The sequence below is a fragment of the Rhizobium sp. RHZ02 genome (genome assembly GCF_014851575.1).
Lineage (GTDB): Bacteria > Pseudomonadota > Alphaproteobacteria > Rhizobiales > Rhizobiaceae > Rhizobium > Rhizobium altiplani.
In genome coordinates, this window is the sequence record NZ_JACUZX010000028.1 from 25,295 (window position 1) to 40,479 (window position 15,185).

At 60.9% G+C, this 15,185-nt stretch carries 15 protein-coding genes; 6 read left to right on the plus strand and 9 right to left on the minus strand.

Annotation, left to right across the window (positions count from 1 at the left end):
* Window positions 1-34 precede the first annotated feature (34 nt).
* The 9 genes from ftsH to ybgC all read right to left on the minus strand — a co-directional run bounded on the left by ftsH (window position 35) and on the right by ybgC (window position 9,834).
* Window positions 35-1,966 (minus strand): ATP-dependent zinc metalloprotease FtsH, encoded by a 1,932-nt coding sequence (ftsH, locus tag IB244_RS26530; RefSeq protein WP_025660918.1) that lies wholly within the window; start codon window positions 1,964-1,966, stop codon window positions 35-37.
* Between the two features lie 98 nt (window positions 1,967-2,064).
* Entirely contained in the window at window positions 2,065-3,390 is a 1,326-nt protein-coding gene (gene tilS / locus IB244_RS26535; RefSeq protein ID WP_018859213.1) for a tRNA lysidine(34) synthetase TilS, read from the minus strand.
* Window positions 3,391-3,402: 12 nt separating this feature from the next.
* Entirely contained in the window at window positions 3,403-4,404 is a 1,002-nt protein-coding gene (gene ybgF / locus IB244_RS26540; protein WP_026372052.1) for a tol-pal system protein YbgF, read from the minus strand.
* Between the two features lie 160 nt (window positions 4,405-4,564).
* Window positions 4,565-5,095 carry a peptidoglycan-associated lipoprotein Pal gene (gene pal, locus IB244_RS26545; RefSeq protein WP_007802639.1) on the minus strand — a complete coding sequence of 177 codons (531 nt, stop codon included), beginning with the start codon at window positions 5,093-5,095 and terminating at the stop codon, window positions 4,565-4,567.
* 156 nt (window positions 5,096-5,251) lie between these two features.
* Window positions 5,252-6,562 carry a Tol-Pal system beta propeller repeat protein TolB gene (tolB, locus tag IB244_RS26550; protein ID WP_018859210.1) on the minus strand — a complete coding sequence of 437 codons (1,311 nt, stop codon included), beginning with the start codon at window positions 6,560-6,562 and terminating at the stop codon, window positions 5,252-5,254.
* A gap of 22 nt (window positions 6,563-6,584) precedes the next feature.
* The gene (locus tag IB244_RS26555) at window positions 6,585-7,715 is read right to left on the minus strand and encodes a cell envelope integrity protein TolA (RefSeq protein ID WP_018859209.1); all 1,131 of its coding nucleotides are present in this window, start codon (window positions 7,713-7,715) and stop codon (window positions 6,585-6,587) included.
* Window positions 7,716-7,723: 8 nt separating this feature from the next.
* A complete protein-coding gene (gene tolR, locus IB244_RS26560) occupies window positions 7,724-8,179 on the minus strand; it encodes a protein TolR (protein WP_025660914.1) in 456 nt (151 codons plus the stop codon).
* 29 nt (window positions 8,180-8,208) lie between these two features.
* The gene (tolQ, locus tag IB244_RS26565; RefSeq protein ID WP_016557208.1) at window positions 8,209-8,928 is read right to left on the minus strand and encodes a protein TolQ; all 720 of its coding nucleotides are present in this window, start codon (window positions 8,926-8,928) and stop codon (window positions 8,209-8,211) included.
* A gap of 441 nt (window positions 8,929-9,369) precedes the next feature.
* A complete protein-coding gene (ybgC, locus tag IB244_RS26570; protein WP_112646151.1) occupies window positions 9,370-9,834 on the minus strand; it encodes a tol-pal system-associated acyl-CoA thioesterase in 465 nt (154 codons plus the stop codon).
* Window positions 9,835-9,953: 119 nt separating this feature from the next.
* Between ybgC and IB244_RS26575 the strand changes: the two genes are divergently transcribed.
* The 6 genes from IB244_RS26575 (at window position 9,954) to IB244_RS26600 (ending at window position 15,181) form a co-directional block, all read left to right on the plus strand.
* Window positions 9,954-11,174, plus strand: a complete 1,221-nt coding sequence (locus tag IB244_RS26575) for an NAD-dependent epimerase/dehydratase family protein (protein ID WP_192306228.1) — start codon at window positions 9,954-9,956, stop codon at window positions 11,172-11,174.
* Window positions 11,171-11,992, plus strand: a complete 822-nt coding sequence (locus IB244_RS26580; RefSeq protein ID WP_169682612.1) for a glycosyltransferase — start codon at window positions 11,171-11,173, stop codon at window positions 11,990-11,992. The genes IB244_RS26575 and IB244_RS26580 overlap by 4 nt, the downstream gene beginning before the upstream one ends.
* Entirely contained in the window at window positions 11,989-12,873 is an 885-nt protein-coding gene (locus IB244_RS26585) for an NAD-dependent epimerase/dehydratase family protein (protein WP_018859204.1), read from the plus strand. Before IB244_RS26580 ends, IB244_RS26585 begins: the two co-directional genes overlap by 4 nt.
* Window positions 12,874-12,938: 65 nt before the next feature.
* Window positions 12,939-13,670 carry a hypothetical protein gene (locus tag IB244_RS26590; protein WP_018859203.1) on the plus strand — a complete coding sequence of 244 codons (732 nt, stop codon included), beginning with the start codon at window positions 12,939-12,941 and terminating at the stop codon, window positions 13,668-13,670.
* Between the two features lie 96 nt (window positions 13,671-13,766).
* On the plus strand, window positions 13,767-14,354 hold the full coding sequence (locus IB244_RS26595; RefSeq protein WP_026372051.1) for a 5-formyltetrahydrofolate cyclo-ligase: 588 nt from the start codon (window positions 13,767-13,769) through the stop codon (window positions 14,352-14,354).
* 2 nt (window positions 14,355-14,356) lie between these two features.
* Window positions 14,357-15,181: a TIGR00282 family metallophosphoesterase gene (locus IB244_RS26600; RefSeq protein ID WP_016557201.1), complete on the plus strand. Its 825-nt coding sequence runs from the start codon at window positions 14,357-14,359 to the stop codon at window positions 15,179-15,181.
* Window positions 15,182-15,185 lie beyond the last annotated feature (4 nt).

The following is a 15,185-nucleotide window of genomic DNA, read 5'->3' on the forward strand; positions in this document are numbered from 1 at the left end:
TAGACCCCGGCCTTTCAGGCATTCTCAAGATAAATCAATGCGGCTGCGGCTCTAGGCCGGCTTCAGGCTCGTCACCCTTAGCCACCGGTCGGCTACCGGTCTTCGGAACGGCCGAGCCGCGGCTGGGCGGCGCGTCGTCGCCGAGATCGCGCGAAGGCTTTTCGCCGCGAATCAGCGCCTTGATTTCCTCGCCCGTCAACGTCTCGTATTCGAGCAATCCTTCGGCCAGCGCGACGAACTCGTCATGCTTGTCGGTGAGGATATCGCGGGCCTGGGTATAGGCCTCGTCGATCAGGCGGCGAACTTCGTTGTCGATCTTCTGGGCGGTGGCCTCGGAGACGTTCTTCGACTGCGAAACAGAGTGGCCGAGGAAGACCTCCTGCTGGTTCTCGCCGTAGGCCACCTGGCCGAGCTCGTCGGAGAAGCCCCATTGGGTGACCATCGCACGAGCAAGCTTGGTGGCTTGCTCGATGTCTGAGGATGCACCCGATGTGATGTTCTCCTTGCCGAAAGTCAGTTCCTCAGCAACGCGGCCGCCCATCATGATGCAGAGGCGCGAGACCATCCACTTGTAGCTCATCGAGTAGCGGTCGCCCTCGGGGAGCTGCATGACCATGCCAAGCGCACGGCCCCGGGGGATGATGGTTGCCTTGTGCAGCGGATCGGCGACCGCCACATTGAGTGCGGTGATCGCATGACCGGCTTCGTGATAGGCCGTGAGCTTCTTTTCAGCCTCGGTCATCGCCGAAGAGCGGCGCTCGGCGCCCATCATGATCTTGTCCTTGGCGTCCTCGAATTCCTGCATGGTCACGACGCGCTTGTTGCGGCGCGCAGCCATCAAGGCAGCTTCGTTAACGAGGTTCATCAGATCCGCGCCGGAGAAGCCGGGCGTACCGCGAGCCAGAACCTTGAGATCGACGTTCGGTGCCAGCGGAACGTTGCGGGCATGAACCTTCAGGATACGCTCGCGACCGACGATGTCGGGGTTCGGCACGACCACTTGACGGTCGAAGCGGCCCGGACGCAGAAGTGCGGGATCGAGAACATCAGGGCGGTTCGTCGCCGCGATCAGGATGATGCCCTCGTTTGCTTCGAAGCCATCCATCTCGACCAGCAACTGGTTCAGCGTCTGCTCACGTTCATCGTTACCGCCGCCGAGACCGGCGCCGCGATGGCGACCGACAGCGTCGATTTCGTCGATGAAGATGATGCAGGGCGCATTCTTCTTGGCCTGTTCGAACATGTCGCGGACACGGCTTGCGCCGACGCCGACGAACATTTCGACGAAGTCGGAGCCCGAGATCGTGAAGAACGGCACATTGGCCTCGCCTGCAACAGAGCGGGCGAGCAGCGTCTTGCCGGTGCCCGGAGGGCCAACCAACAGAACGCCACGCGGAATTTTGCCGCCGAGGCGCTGGAATTTCTGCGGATCACGCAGGAATTCGACAATTTCCTCAAGGTCTTGCTTGGCCTCGTCGACGCCTGCGACGTCATCGAAGGTCACCCGGCCATGAGCTTCGGTCAGAAGCTTGGCCTTGGATTTGCCGAAGCCCATCGCACCGCGTGAGCCCCCCTGCATCTGCCGCATGAAGAAGAGCCAGACGCCCAGTATCAACAGCATCGGCAACAGCGTACCGATATAGCTCAGGAAGCCCGAAGAGCCATCGGTCTCCGGGCGCGCCGAAACGAGGACGTTCTTCTGCTGGAGGCGATCGAGCAGGCTGCCGTCAACAACAGGCGTATAGGTCTGGAAGGTGGTGCCGTTTTCAACATAGGTGCCGGTGACGCGGTTGCCCGTGACGACGACTTCCTTGACGCGGCCCGCATCCACTTCCCGCAGGAACTGCGAGTAAGGGATCTCGCGGGAGCTGGTCTGCGCCGGCGACGTCTGGAACATGCTGAACAGGGCAATCAGCAGAAGCGCAATGATTGCCCACAAGGCGAAATTACGTAAGTTAGGGTTCATCGAACTCCCCAGCACTGGAACAGCCACCTCATGGCGACCGTCTTATTTGGTCTCTAACATAGGATTGCCTTGGGTGAATGCCAAGGAAAACTGGACTGTTAGATAGATTTTCCGTCAATAAGACCTAATGGCGGTTTTGGATAGGGGCGCGTTCCAAAGGCAGCCGCAAGCCTGTCGGCAAAGATGAAGTCAAATCGTGTCAAAAAACGGTCGAACGGCGAGAAATAGGGACTGATCCTGACTTTCTCGGCAACACGAGAGGGAACTTCGGACCCAGCAGCGTCGACGACGCATGGCGCCGCTGACCGGGCCTGCCTGAGCACGCCCCTCGGTAGCCGGTCGCTCTGCATCTCAGCTCCGCCGGCAACGACGCCGATATCCGTCGGGGCTGCATTTTCAACGAGGAACCGCCTGTCCCAGACGCCGCGCGCGCCCGGCGCAAGCGTCAACGGCAGGATCCCACGGTTTTCACGAACGAGAAAAAGCCCGTCGCGCCGAAGGTCAAACACTACCCTGCCCGCGGTCATCCGATTTGGCTGATCGCTTTTGATAAGCGCCAGAACATCGTCCGTCTGCTTGCGTCCGAGCGGGAACGCCTGCCCGCCGAAAACCGCAGCAAGGCGCGCAATGGCATAATCAAGAATGCCCCTCTCCGCGGTGAGTCCGGCCGGGAGTACCTGGCCGACCAAGGGAGAATGCAGAACGAAATGCTGATCCAGCCATCTAGCCGCCGAAGCGGCGACGCTCGTGCGCAAGTCACCGGCCTCGCCCGCATCCGGGACGGCATCCGCCTCTTCGGCGAGGCGGGATCGCATCCGCACACGTTCATAGTTCGGGTCATCATTGCTTGGGTCGTCGATCCAGCCGACATGTCTTGTGCGAAGATATTCGCGGATCGCCTCTCGCCGACAGCTAAGCAGCGGTCGGGCAACCCAAATACGGCGATCAAAGAGCACGAGATCGGCGATGCCGGTGCTTGGCTGTTCTGAGCGCTCCCACCGCATGGCGAGCGTCTCGCGCTGATCGTCTGCCGTATGCGCGGTTACAACGATGTCGGCGTTGAAGTTCTCGGCGGCTTCGGCAAGCAGCGCGTAGCGGGCGTCGCGCGCAGCCGCCATGAGGCCGGCCTTGGGCTTTTCGCCCTGCCAGACTTTAACGACGTGCGGGATATCGAGCGACCCGCAGAGGGCAGCAACCTGGCGCGCCTCTTCGGCCGATTCTGTCCGCAGTGCATGATCCACTGTAACAGCGCAAAGAGAGATTTTCGAGTTGGGTACAGCCTTGCTCGCTTCGACAAGAGCCAAAAGCAGGCCTGTTGAATCGCTTCCGCCCGAAGTCGCAACAAGGATGCGCGAGGGCCCGATCAGCGAGTCAAGGAAACGGCGCGCTGCCGTCTCAGGTAGAAGGGGGCCATCCGGGCGCAAAACCGGAAGGCCCTAGCAGGCGAGACGCTTTTGCTCGCTGGCAACCTTGGTTATCACGGCACGCGAAGCCTTGGGGTAACGCTTCGAGACTTCCCGCAGCGTGGCGCATGCGGTTTCCGTATTGTCGAGCGCCGCAAGCGACATGCCCAGCTTGAGAAGCATTTCCGGCGCCTTTTCGGAGCTGCCATACTTCTTGTGAGCATCGAGGAACGTCTTGGCGGCCTCATTGTACTTGCCCTGCGAGTAGAGCGCTTCGCCAAGCCAGAAATTGGCATCCGCCGCGCGTGCGCTGCTCGGGTATTGAGCGATGTACTGGGTGAACTCCTGCTCGGCCGTCGAATAGTCCCCGGAAAGCACGTGGCCGTAGGCGGCCTTGTACTGGTCGGCTTCGCTGCCGAGCGAGGCCGTCTGCGACGAACGGCCGGAATCGACGCCAGGAACCGGGCCGGATCCGACCGTGGCATTCTCGTTGACCGAGCCTCCGACCGGATTGCCGCTCTGGTCGAACTGCATCGAACCGAGCTGCTTCGGCGGCTGGCCGAGACCATCATTTGCCGGAACGTCGGTCGAGGGAGCCGTTTCGGCTCCCTGCGGTGCTTGGATTACGCGGGCGACATCGTCACCACCGCTCCGGCCCTGCGCCGGAGGAGGCACATCGGCTTCGCTCTTTTTCATCGTCTTGGAGCTGCTGCCGGCACTACTGCCGCCGCCCTTTTCCAGCTCCTGGAAGCGGAATTCGTTGTCTTCCTGCGCCTTGCGGATCGTTTCCTGCATCTGCAGGAGCTGGAAGCTCATCTCTTCGATGCGGCCGTTCAGCTGGCGCAGCTGTTCTTCCAGCTGCTGGATGCGAACCTCAGGGCCGCCCGCCTGCACGTTTACAACCGGTGCCTGCGGTTGCCGATTGGCAGCCTTGCCGCCGATCTGCCACCCGAAAAGCGACGTCGCATTCGCCGATTGGCCCGCCCCGGCCACGGCCGCGAGGCACAGCATGCCCGCAACGACAAATTTCTTCATATGGTTTGTCCTGTCCCTGTGATTCTTCGCACCCATTGGCACGAACAGGAGATTTTTCCAATTGCTTTCAAAAAGCAACGGAAACTGGCCAAAGTGTGTTCAAAAAGAAAAGGCGGCCCGCGTTGGAGCCGCCTTTCGAAATTGTAATATTTCCCAGCAATTACATGCCGGCGCCACCGAGAACTGTAACGGCCCGGCGGTTCTGCGACCAGCAGGAAATATCGTCGCAGACGGCAACCGGGCGTTCCTTGCCGTAGGAGATCGTCTTCATGCGCTGTGCCGGAACGCCGCGCGAAGCAAGGTAATCCTTGGTGGCCGCTGCACGGCGAGCGCCGAGAGCAAGGTTGTATTCGCGCGTGCCGCGTTCGTCGGCGTGGCCTTCGATGGTGATCGCGTACTTCGGATAGCGGGCAAGCCACTGAGCCTGGCGGTCGAGGGTCTGGGAAGCGTCCGCGCGGATCGAGGTGGAGTCGGTGTCGAAGAAGATACGATCGCCGACGTTGACGGTGAAGTCCTGTGCAGAACCGGGCGTTGCGGCGCCGGCACCGAGGCCCAGGTCACCAGCGCTGTTCGCCATGTTCTTCTTGTTGGCGCAACCGGCCAAGGCAAGACCGGCGACAAGCGCGATCATGACGGGGTTACGGGCGAAATTCTGCATGCGGCTCATTGCCGGGGTGTGAATTCGGCTCATGGCCGGTCTCCTTGCGACTTGATTAAGGTTGCCGGACTGTAACCTCGTTGGGTTAATCGGCATTCAAGAATTATGGTTAACAGATGGTTGATTTGTCCCTCAGTCGCCCCAATCAGGGATTTTTGCGGCGACAAAAAGGCACATCCACAGGCTTTCCTACTCGAGAAGCGGCGACCAGGCCGGGTCCGAAGCGAAGTTCGGCGTCTTGATGAGCTGCTCGTTGTAGCCCGTCAGATCGATCGAGTAGAGCTGCGGACCGCCGGCACCAGCTGCCTGGCGGAAGAACATGATAACGCGGCCGTTCGGCGCCCAGGTCGGGCCTTCGTTGTGGAAGCCCGTCGTCAGGATGCGTTCACCCGAACCATCAGGCTTCATGACGCCGATCGAGAACTTGCCGCCCGACTGCTTGGTGAAGGCGATCAGATCGCCGCGCGGAGACCAGACCGGCGTCGAGTAGTTGCCGTCTCCGAAGGAGATACGGGTTTGGCCGGAGCCATCGGCATTCATCACGTAGATCTGCTGGTGGCCGCCACGGTCGCTTTCGAAGACGATGCGGTTGCCATCAGGCGAATAGGACGGCGAGGTATCGATCGCAGCAGTGGACGTCAGGCGCGTCGTGGTGCGCGAACGCAGGTCCATCGTGTAGATGTTTGCGTTGCCTTCCTGCTGAAGGCTCATGACGACTTTCTGTCCGTCAGGCGAGAAGCGCGGCGAGAAGGTCATGCCCGGAAAGTTGCCGACCACTTCGCGCTGTCCAGTTTCCAGTTGCAGCAGGTAAACCCGCGGCTGCTGGTTGGCGAAGGACATGTAGGTGACTTCCTGGCGGTTCGGCGAGAAGCGCGGCGTCAGCACGAGATCGCTGCCGTTCGTCAGCATGCGCACGTTGTAGCCGTCCTGGTCCATGATGGCGAGCTGGCGCTTGCGCTCCTGCTTCGTGCCGGACTCGGATACGAAGACGACGCGCGTATCGAAGTAGCCCTCTTCGCCGGTGATCTGCTTGTAGATCGCATCGGCGATAATATGGGCAACGCGACGCCAGTTCTCAGGCTGGGTGTAGAACTGCTGGCCCGTCATCTGCGTGCCGGCAAATGTATCCCAAAGGCGGAACTCGGCGCGCAGGCGCCCGTCGCTTTCCTGCGTCACGCGACCGGTAACGAGGGCCTGCGCATTGATGACCTTCCAATCTTCGAAGCGCGGAGCGGCATCCGGGTTGGAGATCTTCTCGATGAAGGCGTTCTTGTTGATCGGCGCAAAGAGGCCGGAGCGCTGAAGGTCGGCGGCAACCACTTGCGACACCTGGGCGCCCATGTCGCCTTGCAGGAAATCGGTGATCGCGATCGGCAGTGGCTCGACATTGCCCTTGTTGATGTTGATTTCGACAAGCGCGTTGGCCGGCGTGGCGACAACCGCAGTGGTTATCATGCCGACGGCGACCATCAAGGCGCGAATGAGGGAACACTTGGTCATGGAGGACAAGCCTTTCAGCATTTTAAAGTGCTAGATCGCTGGGATCGAAGTTGACGATAACTTCGCCCCAGGCGTCATATTTGTCTTTCGGGAGATTGGTGAAGGGCGACGACTTCATCACGGCACGCTTGGCACCGCTTGCCAACGCCATGCGCGTCGCCTCGTTGGTGCCGCCAACCGCTTCGACCTCGGGTGAGCCGATGATGTTACCGTCAGGGTCCAGCTTCATGTGGACCTTGATGCGAACGTCGCTAGCACCTTCCATCCCCGGGATAACCGACCAGTTGCCGGCGATCGCACTACGCAGCGCATCCATCTCGCTCATCGAGAGCTTGGAGCCACCGGTGGCCTTCTTGGCACCGAGCGAAGCAACCTCGGTCGAACTTTTGGCTCCGCCATTCGACGGGTCCTGCTTGTTCAGCAGCGCCGCGATATCGTCGGCGTTGAAGTCGCTCTGCTTAGAGGAGGCGGACTTCGCTTTCTCCTGCTTCTTGTCGGCCTTCTTCTTGTCCGTCGGCTTTTCGTCCGCCTTCGCCTGATCCTCGGTCTTTTTCTCCGGGGGCTTTTCGGCCGGCTTCTGTTCCGGCGGCTTGGCTTGCGGCTTCACGACCGGAGTCGGAACCTTGTCCGGCAGCGCCTCGGCGTCCGGCTTCGGTGGCTCCGGCTGTTCCTGTGGCGTTTCCTCTGGCTTTGGCGGCGTCGGCGGGGTGATTTCCGGCTTCGGCGGCGTAATGGACGCGACCTGCTTCGGCTCGACGTCCGTCTCCTCCTTCATTATCTCCTTCACCTCGTTGGGGACGGGATCATTCTGAGGAAGAGGCTTTTCGACGGCCTTAGGGGCAGCAGCGCTCTCGTTATTGCTGGGCTTGGCGTTCGGGACCGGCGGCGCCTTGAGGTCGACCTTGTTCTCGCCCATGTTCTCGGCGTTTTCGACATTGGTCGGCTTGGCCGTCGGCTTCGGCGCCGGCTTTTCACTCGGCTTGGCCGTCTTGTCGCCCTGCTGCATCTGCGTCATTTCTTCGACGGGCACGAGGTCGACGGGCATCGCCTCGAAATCCTCGACCTTGAACTGCTCCGGGGAGCCGATCGAGATCAGCGCCCAGGCAAGCAGTGCACAGTGCAGAGCCGCAGATGTGACGATACTGGCCTTCATAGCGTTCGCTATTGGTCCTTCTTCTGCTGCGTCACGAGGCCGATGTTCTTGTAGCCAGCACCCTGGATGCGAGCCATGACGTCGGCGATCACGCCATAGGGCGCGGTCGCGTCGCCGCGAACGAAGATGCGTTCATTGTAGCCCGTCGTTGCGATCGCCTCGAGCTTCGCGGCAATCTCTTCGACCGGGATCGGTGTTTCCTGCAGGAACACCTGGCCGTCGTTCTTCACCGAGATCGTGATCGGCTGCGTTTCGGAATTCAGCGCCTTGGCCTGTGTTTCCGGCAAGTCGACGGGCACGCCGACCGTCATCATCGGTGCTGCCACCATGAAGATGATCAAAAGCACCAGCATGACGTCGACGAGCGGCGTCACGTTGATTTCGGAGATGGCACCACCTCTGTGGCCACCGCGACGACGACCACCGCGACCACCGCCGCTACCGCCACCGCTTGGAGCACCCATACCCATATCGTTGACTCCGTTCCCGTCGATTACTGCGCGGCCTGGCGCGGCTGCAGTTTTTCGTCGATCTGGCGCGAAAGGATGGCGGAGAATTCATCCGCGAAGCCTTCCATACGGCCCGAAAGCTTGCCGGCGTCGGCAGTGAACTTGTTGTAGGCGATAACGGCCGGGATAGCGGCAACAAGGCCAATTGCGGTTGCAAGCAGCGCTTCGGCGATACCGGGAGCAACGACCGCGAGGTTCGTCGACTTCGAGCCGGCGATTGCCTGGAACGAGGTCATGATACCGACGACCGTACCGAAGAGGCCGATGAACGGGCCGGCCGAACCGATCGTTGCCAGCGAGCCGAGACGGGCGGAGAGAAATTCGGATTCACGCGCCAGCGTAACGTCCATGGCGCGGTCGATACGCATCTGCAGACCGATCGGGGAGCGCGCACCGCGCTCAAACGACTTCTTCCATTCGCGCATCGCCGCAACGAAGATCGCGGCAAGGCCGGTGTTGTTGCGCTCCGATAGCGTGCGATAGAGCTCTTCCAGCGACTGGCCCGACCAGAACACCTGCTCGAACTTCTCGAACTGGCGCCGTGCGCGACCATACGCCAGATACTTGTCGATGACGATCGCCCAGGTCCAGACCGAGGCTGCGATGAGCCCGAGCATGACCAGCTTGACGACGAGACCTGCCTGCATAAACAGCGACCAGAGGCTGACGTCGGCCGTTGCTGCTGCCAATCCTACTTGTTCCATTGATCCAAAATCCCCGAATCCAAACGCCCGGCACTTGACCGGGCGGCACAAAGTGATCTCGCAAGAAGTGTCTGGCGGCCGCCGCCCAAAGCCCTGGTCAAGCTTCCAAGCTCCTATCCGCCTTCCTTGCCGTCAAATTTGGTCAAAGGAAGGCGTGCACCGCACAAACTCTGACAATCCGAGTAAGACACTATTATGGTTAACAGTTCGTTAGCGCCGGATCATGACAGCGAAACTATCGGCGAAAGATTTATCCCTTGGATTACTTGGTCAGATCTAGCTCGATGACCACAACAGCGCATATCTTCCAGCGCGCGAATTCCTTCACACAAAACTCATGTTTATGCAAGGCCGGAATCCCGTGTCTTTTCAGCGTTCGCGATCAACCCGGGCGAATCGCTGCACGCAAAGGATGTTGATCGCACTGCGCGCGGCAACGGCTCACGGCCCGCGGAGCGGCTTGCTGCCTTCGAGAAACTTCTCGGCAAGTGTCTCCGGCAGTCTTCGGGGCCTCGCATTGGCGTTAATGACGGCGATGATCACCTTGGCGGCGATCAGCAGCGTTTCGCCGCGCCGGATTTCCTGATTGAGGACCATCTTGGCGCCGCCTGCTCTTTCGGTGTGGGTCAGCACCGTCAGGATGTCATCCATCCGTGCCGGCTGCTTGAAGTCGATCTCCATGCGATGGACGACGAAGACAAGCCCCTCCTCGTCCGCATTGATAAGCTCTCGTTGCTCGACGCCGAGGCACCGGAGGTAATCTGTGCGGCCGCGCTCGAGGAAGTGCAGGTAGCGGGCATGGTAGACGAGGCCGGAAAAATCCGTGTCCTCGTAATAAACCCGCTGCAGGAGCCGGTGACCCGTTTCCGTGAGTTCACCCGAAATCGAAAAACCGTTGTCCGCCATAATTTTCTCCAAAGCCACGCGCCCTCTTTGGCGGAAGACTTTCCGCCTTGCAAGCATTGAACAATTGTCACGCTTCCTAAGTAATTTTTGACAGAGACATTCAAGCAGGAGACACCGCGATGAAGATTGCAGTGATGGGCGGGGACGGATTCATCGGCTGGCCGACATCATTGCATCTTTCGGACGCGGGGCATGAGATCCATATCCTCGACAATCTTTCGCGGCGGTGGATCGACACCGAACTCGGGGTCCAGTCGCTGACCCCGATGGACTCGATCCAGGAGCGCACGCGCATCTGGCACGCCGAAACTGGCCGGCGCATTCATTTCAACCTGATCGACCTCGCCAAGGACTACGAGCTCCTGAAGAAGTGGCTCGCCGAGAACCGTCCGGATGCCGTCATTCACTTTGCCGAGCAGCGTGCCGCCCCCTACTCGATGAAGAGCGACCGCCACAAGAACTACACCGTCAACAACAACGTTAACGCCACCCATAACCTCCTGAATGCGCTTGTCGAACTCCAGCTCGACGCACATCTCATCCACCTCGGCACGATGGGCGTCTACGGCTATTCGACGGTCGGGGCGGCGATCCCCGAGGGGTATCTGCCCGTTGGCATCGAGACGGCGAGCGGCGAGACCGTCTGCCAGGAAATCCTCTATCCGTCCAATCCCGGCTCGATCTATCACATGACCAAATGCCTGGATCAGTTGCTTTTCCATTTCTACGCCAAGAACGACCGCCTGCGCATAACCCACCTGCACCAGGGAATCGTTTGGGGAACGCATACCGAGCAGACACGCCGGCACCCTCAACTCGTCAATCGCTTCGACTATGACGGCGACTACGGCACCGTGCTGAACCGCTTCCTCATCCAGGCGGCGATCGGCTATCCCCTGACCGTCCATGGCACCGGTGGCCAAACCCGCGCCTTCATCCATATCCAGGACTCGGTACGCTGCATCGAGCTTGCCTTGAACAACCCGCCTGCCCGCGGAGCCCGTGTCGAAATCTTCAACCAGATGACCGAAACGCATCGCGTGCGCGATCTCGCGGAAATGATCGCAAAGATGAGCGGCGCCGAAATTGCCTGGCTACCGAACCCGCGCAAGGAAGCACCGGAAAACGAACTCATCGTCAAGAACGAGAAATTTCGCCATCTCGGCCTCGATCCGATCACCCTCCAGGCAGGTCTTCTGAGCGAGATCGTCGATGTCGCCAAGAAATTTGCCTATCGCGTTGACCGGTCGCGCGTGCCTGCCGTTTCCGCTTGGACGAAGGACATTGCCGCCACGATTAACCATGATCCGGAAGGCAAGAGGCTGAAGTCCGTTTCATGAGTGAGCCCCAGCACGCCTATGTCACTCTCGTCACCAACGACGATTACGCCAAGGGTGCCAAGGCGCTTGCAACATCCTTGCGCCGAACCGCTACCCCAGCGGTCATCGTCGTCCTCCATACCGCGGGCGTTGACCAAGCCAGCCTCGACCCACTCCTAAAGCTCGACTGCCGCCTGGTGCCGGTCGAGCATCTGCCGCTGTCAGCCGAGTTCAATGAGCGTCATGCTCGATCCAATCTGCACGCCGCGGCTCCCTTCAGGAAAGGACGCAAGCCGGCGTTTCACTCGCCGCTCGACAATTTCTGCAAGCTGCGCCTCTGGCAGCTGACCGAATACACCAGTTGCGTCTTCATCGATGCCGATGCGATCGTGTTGCACAACATCGACAAGCTCTTCCGCTATCCCGAGTTTTCGGCCGCCCCGAACGTCTATGAATCCCTCGAGGACTTCCAGCGGCTGAACTCCGGCGTCTTCGTCGCGCAACCGTCTGAAGACACATTCCAACGCATGCTGGAGCGACTGGATCAGCCGGGAGTGTTCTGGAAGCGGACGGACCAGACCTTCCTGCAGGAATTTTTCCCGGATTGGCACGGCCTGCCGATCTATTTCAACATGCTCCAATATGTCTGGTTTACCATGCCCCAGCTTTGGGATTGGCACAGCATTTCCGTCCTGCACTACCAGTATGAGAAGCCGTGGGAGACGAATCATCCGAAGGTCGATAAACTGCGGCCGCTGATCGACCTTTGGCATGCATTCTATGCCGGCGATGACCTGCCGGATCTATCGACCATGGCGAACCCGGAAGAGGCAGCATGAAGGTATTGGTATCGGGGGGAACAGGTCTCGTCGGGCGCTATATCGTCGAAGAACTGCTCGCCGCCGGCTATACCGTGATCATCGGCGGCCGCCACGCTCCCCTGCCCCGCTTCTTTTCGAGACCGGTCGAGTTCGCCCCGCTCTCGCTCGATCCGGCGCACGATCATATCGAAGCCTTCGAGGACGCCTATTTCTTCGTGCACGCCGCCTTCCACCACCTGCCCGGCAAATACCGCGGCGGCGAGGGCGACGACCCGGAGACGTTCAAGCGCTTCAACCTCGACGGCAGCGTCCGGCTTTTCGAAGCAGCCAAACGCGCCGGCACGCGCCGCTGCGTTTTCATTTCCAGCCGCGCCGCCTACGGCGAGCACGCACCGGGAACCACACTGAAAGAGGGCATGCCCGACAAGCCCGAGACCCTCTACGGCCAGGTCAAGCTTGATGCCGAGCGCAGTCTCGCACACCTCGCGGCGCCCGTCTTCACAACGGCCAGCCTCCGATTGACCGGCGTCTATGGCGACCTCCGACCGAACAAATGGGACAGACTGATCGAAGATTACCTAGCCGGCCGCCACCTGCCATCACGCGCCGGAACCGAGGTCCACGGAAGAGACGTCGGCAAGGCCGTACGGCTCATGCTGGAAGCGGACGCCGCGCGTATCTCCGGCGAGACCTTCAACGTCTCCGATGTCACGCTGGATACCTGGGACATCCTGGAACACATTCGCTGGGAGCGCGATTGCGTGAACAGGCTCCCGCTTCCCGCCGACAAGGCGCAGCTTACGCCGATGGACACGGCGAAGATCCGTGCTCTCGGTTGGTCGCCGGGCGGCATGCCGCTGTTCAATGAAACGATCCATGCGCTCGCTACGCTTGCATAGGTGGCACAGGCCCACTCAAGCCTGAAGTTGCAGACTGCACCGGATAGTGCAATCCGGAGGATAGTATGCAAGTCGGTTCCGCATCAGCGCTCAACATCCTGCGCAACACCTATTCCGCCGACAATCTCAATATATCGGCCGACAGCACCAGCGCGCGCCTGAAGATATTGCAGAATGCGGCAAAGGCACAGGAAAGCCTGCGCGAGAGCATGGCCACCTCGGCCGAAGCGGCGAAGGCCAGAGCGGCGCGCAAGCTTGAGGAAGCCAAGCAGCAACTCGAAATGCTGAAGAGCGGCGGCTACCCGCCGGAGGTCGTCGCCCGGCTTGCTGCCGAACTCGCTCACAAGATCAGCGCCGCTGCTGCGGAATTTGCCTCGGCTGTTGCGGCCAGCGCCACAAACATTGCTTCCACAGCCGATGCCTCTGTCGCAACTGAAGATACCGGAGCAGCCTCGGCAGACGCCACAGCTCACGCATCCGCCGCAGATGCAACGACGTCTTCGGATAGCACCGACACGAGCGCAACCGAGGCAGACGAACCCGACGGCGCAACGGCTGCGCGCAACGCCTACAAGAGCATCGTCGAAGACGGACAGCAGGCGTCCGTAGGCATCTCCGCCGAGGATCGCAAGACGATGGAAGAGTTCAAGGCCGTCCTGCAGGAGGTCCGGCAGTTGATGGACAAGGCCATGCGCGAACTGCGCGCAAGGACTGGTCAGCAGGCACCAGGCGCGAACGCCTATGCGTTTGAGGCACAGGCCGACGCCTCAACCGTACCGGCCAGCATCACGATTTGACCTGGTTGGCTCCGGTGGGTGGTCAAAGGTCGCATTGTCCCGTTGAAATGATCAGCAAGACCTTTATCGTCTGCTGAAAACAGCGCGATGGACCGTATGACCCCGAAAGAACTGAAAGCCGAAATGCGTGCCGGCCGGCTCGCTCTGCGCGACGCCATCCCGGAAGCCACCCGCATCGAGATGAGCCTGGCCATGGCCGAGCATGCCGGCGAGGCCGTCGCGTTCGATCCCGGCACCGTTGTTTCCGGCTTCCTGCCGATCCGCTCGGAGGCCGACATCCGGCCGCTTCTGGCGCGGTTCCAGGCGCGCGGAGCACGGCTTTGCGTGCCCGCCATCCTCGACAAGCAGACAATCGTGTTTCGCGAACTCGTGCGCGGTGTCCCTTTGGTCACCACAGGCTTCGGCACCTCGGGACCGCCGGCGGACGCCGCCGTGCTCGATCCCGAAATCATGCTGGTTCCCCTCTCCGCTTTCGACAATCGCGGCCACCGCATCGGTTACGGTGCCGGCTATTATGACCGCGCCATCGACCGTTTGCGGCAAAAAGGCCTGCATCCCAAGCTGATCGGCATTGCATTCGACTGCCAGGAAGTGGCACATGTGCCCGACGAGCCGCACGATGTCAGCCTGGACGCCCTTCTGACGGAAAGCGGGCTGCGCTTTTTTGCCTCTTGGATTGGATAGCAATGCGACTGCTTTTTCTGGGTGACATGGTGGGTAAGACCGGACGCACCGCCGTCTGGAACCGCCTCCCCGGCCTCATTTCTGACCTGAAGCTCGATTTCGTCGTCGTCAACGGCGAGAACGCCGCCGGCGGTTTTGGCATCACCGAGGATATCTTCCTCGAGACGATAAACGCCGGCGCCGATGTCGTCACGACGGGCAACCACGTCTGGGATCAGAAGGAAGCGGTCGCATTTGCCGGGCGTCACGACCAGTTCCTGCGACCGGCCAACTATCCGCAGGGCACGCCAGGCCGCGGCTCGGGGCTGTTCTACGCCCGCAACGGTGCACGCGTGCTGGTCGCAAATGTCATGGGTCGCGTCTTCATGCATCCCGAACTCGACGATCCCTTCAAGTCTGCAGAAGCGATCCTCGATGCCTGCCCGCTCAAGGAACAGGCCGATGCGATCATCTTCGACTTCCATGCCGAAGCGACAAGCGAGAAGCAGTGCTTCGGTCATTTCGTCGACGGCCGCGCCAGCTTCGTCGTCGGCACCCACACACATGTGCCGACCGCCGACCACCAGATCCTGAACGGTGGTACCGCCTACATGTCGGATGCCGGCATGTGCGGCGACTACGACTCCTCGCTCGGCATGGATAAGGAGGAGCCGCTGAACCGGTTCATCTCCAAGATGCCGAAGGGCCGCATGGAAGCAGCGACCGGCCCTGCCACCATCTGCGGTGTCGGCGTTGAGATCTCCGATGCGACCGGCCTGGCTGAAAAGATCGCTCCGCTGCGTCTCGGTCCCCGGCTTGCCGAGACTATTCCGGAGTTCTGGCGCTAGAGCC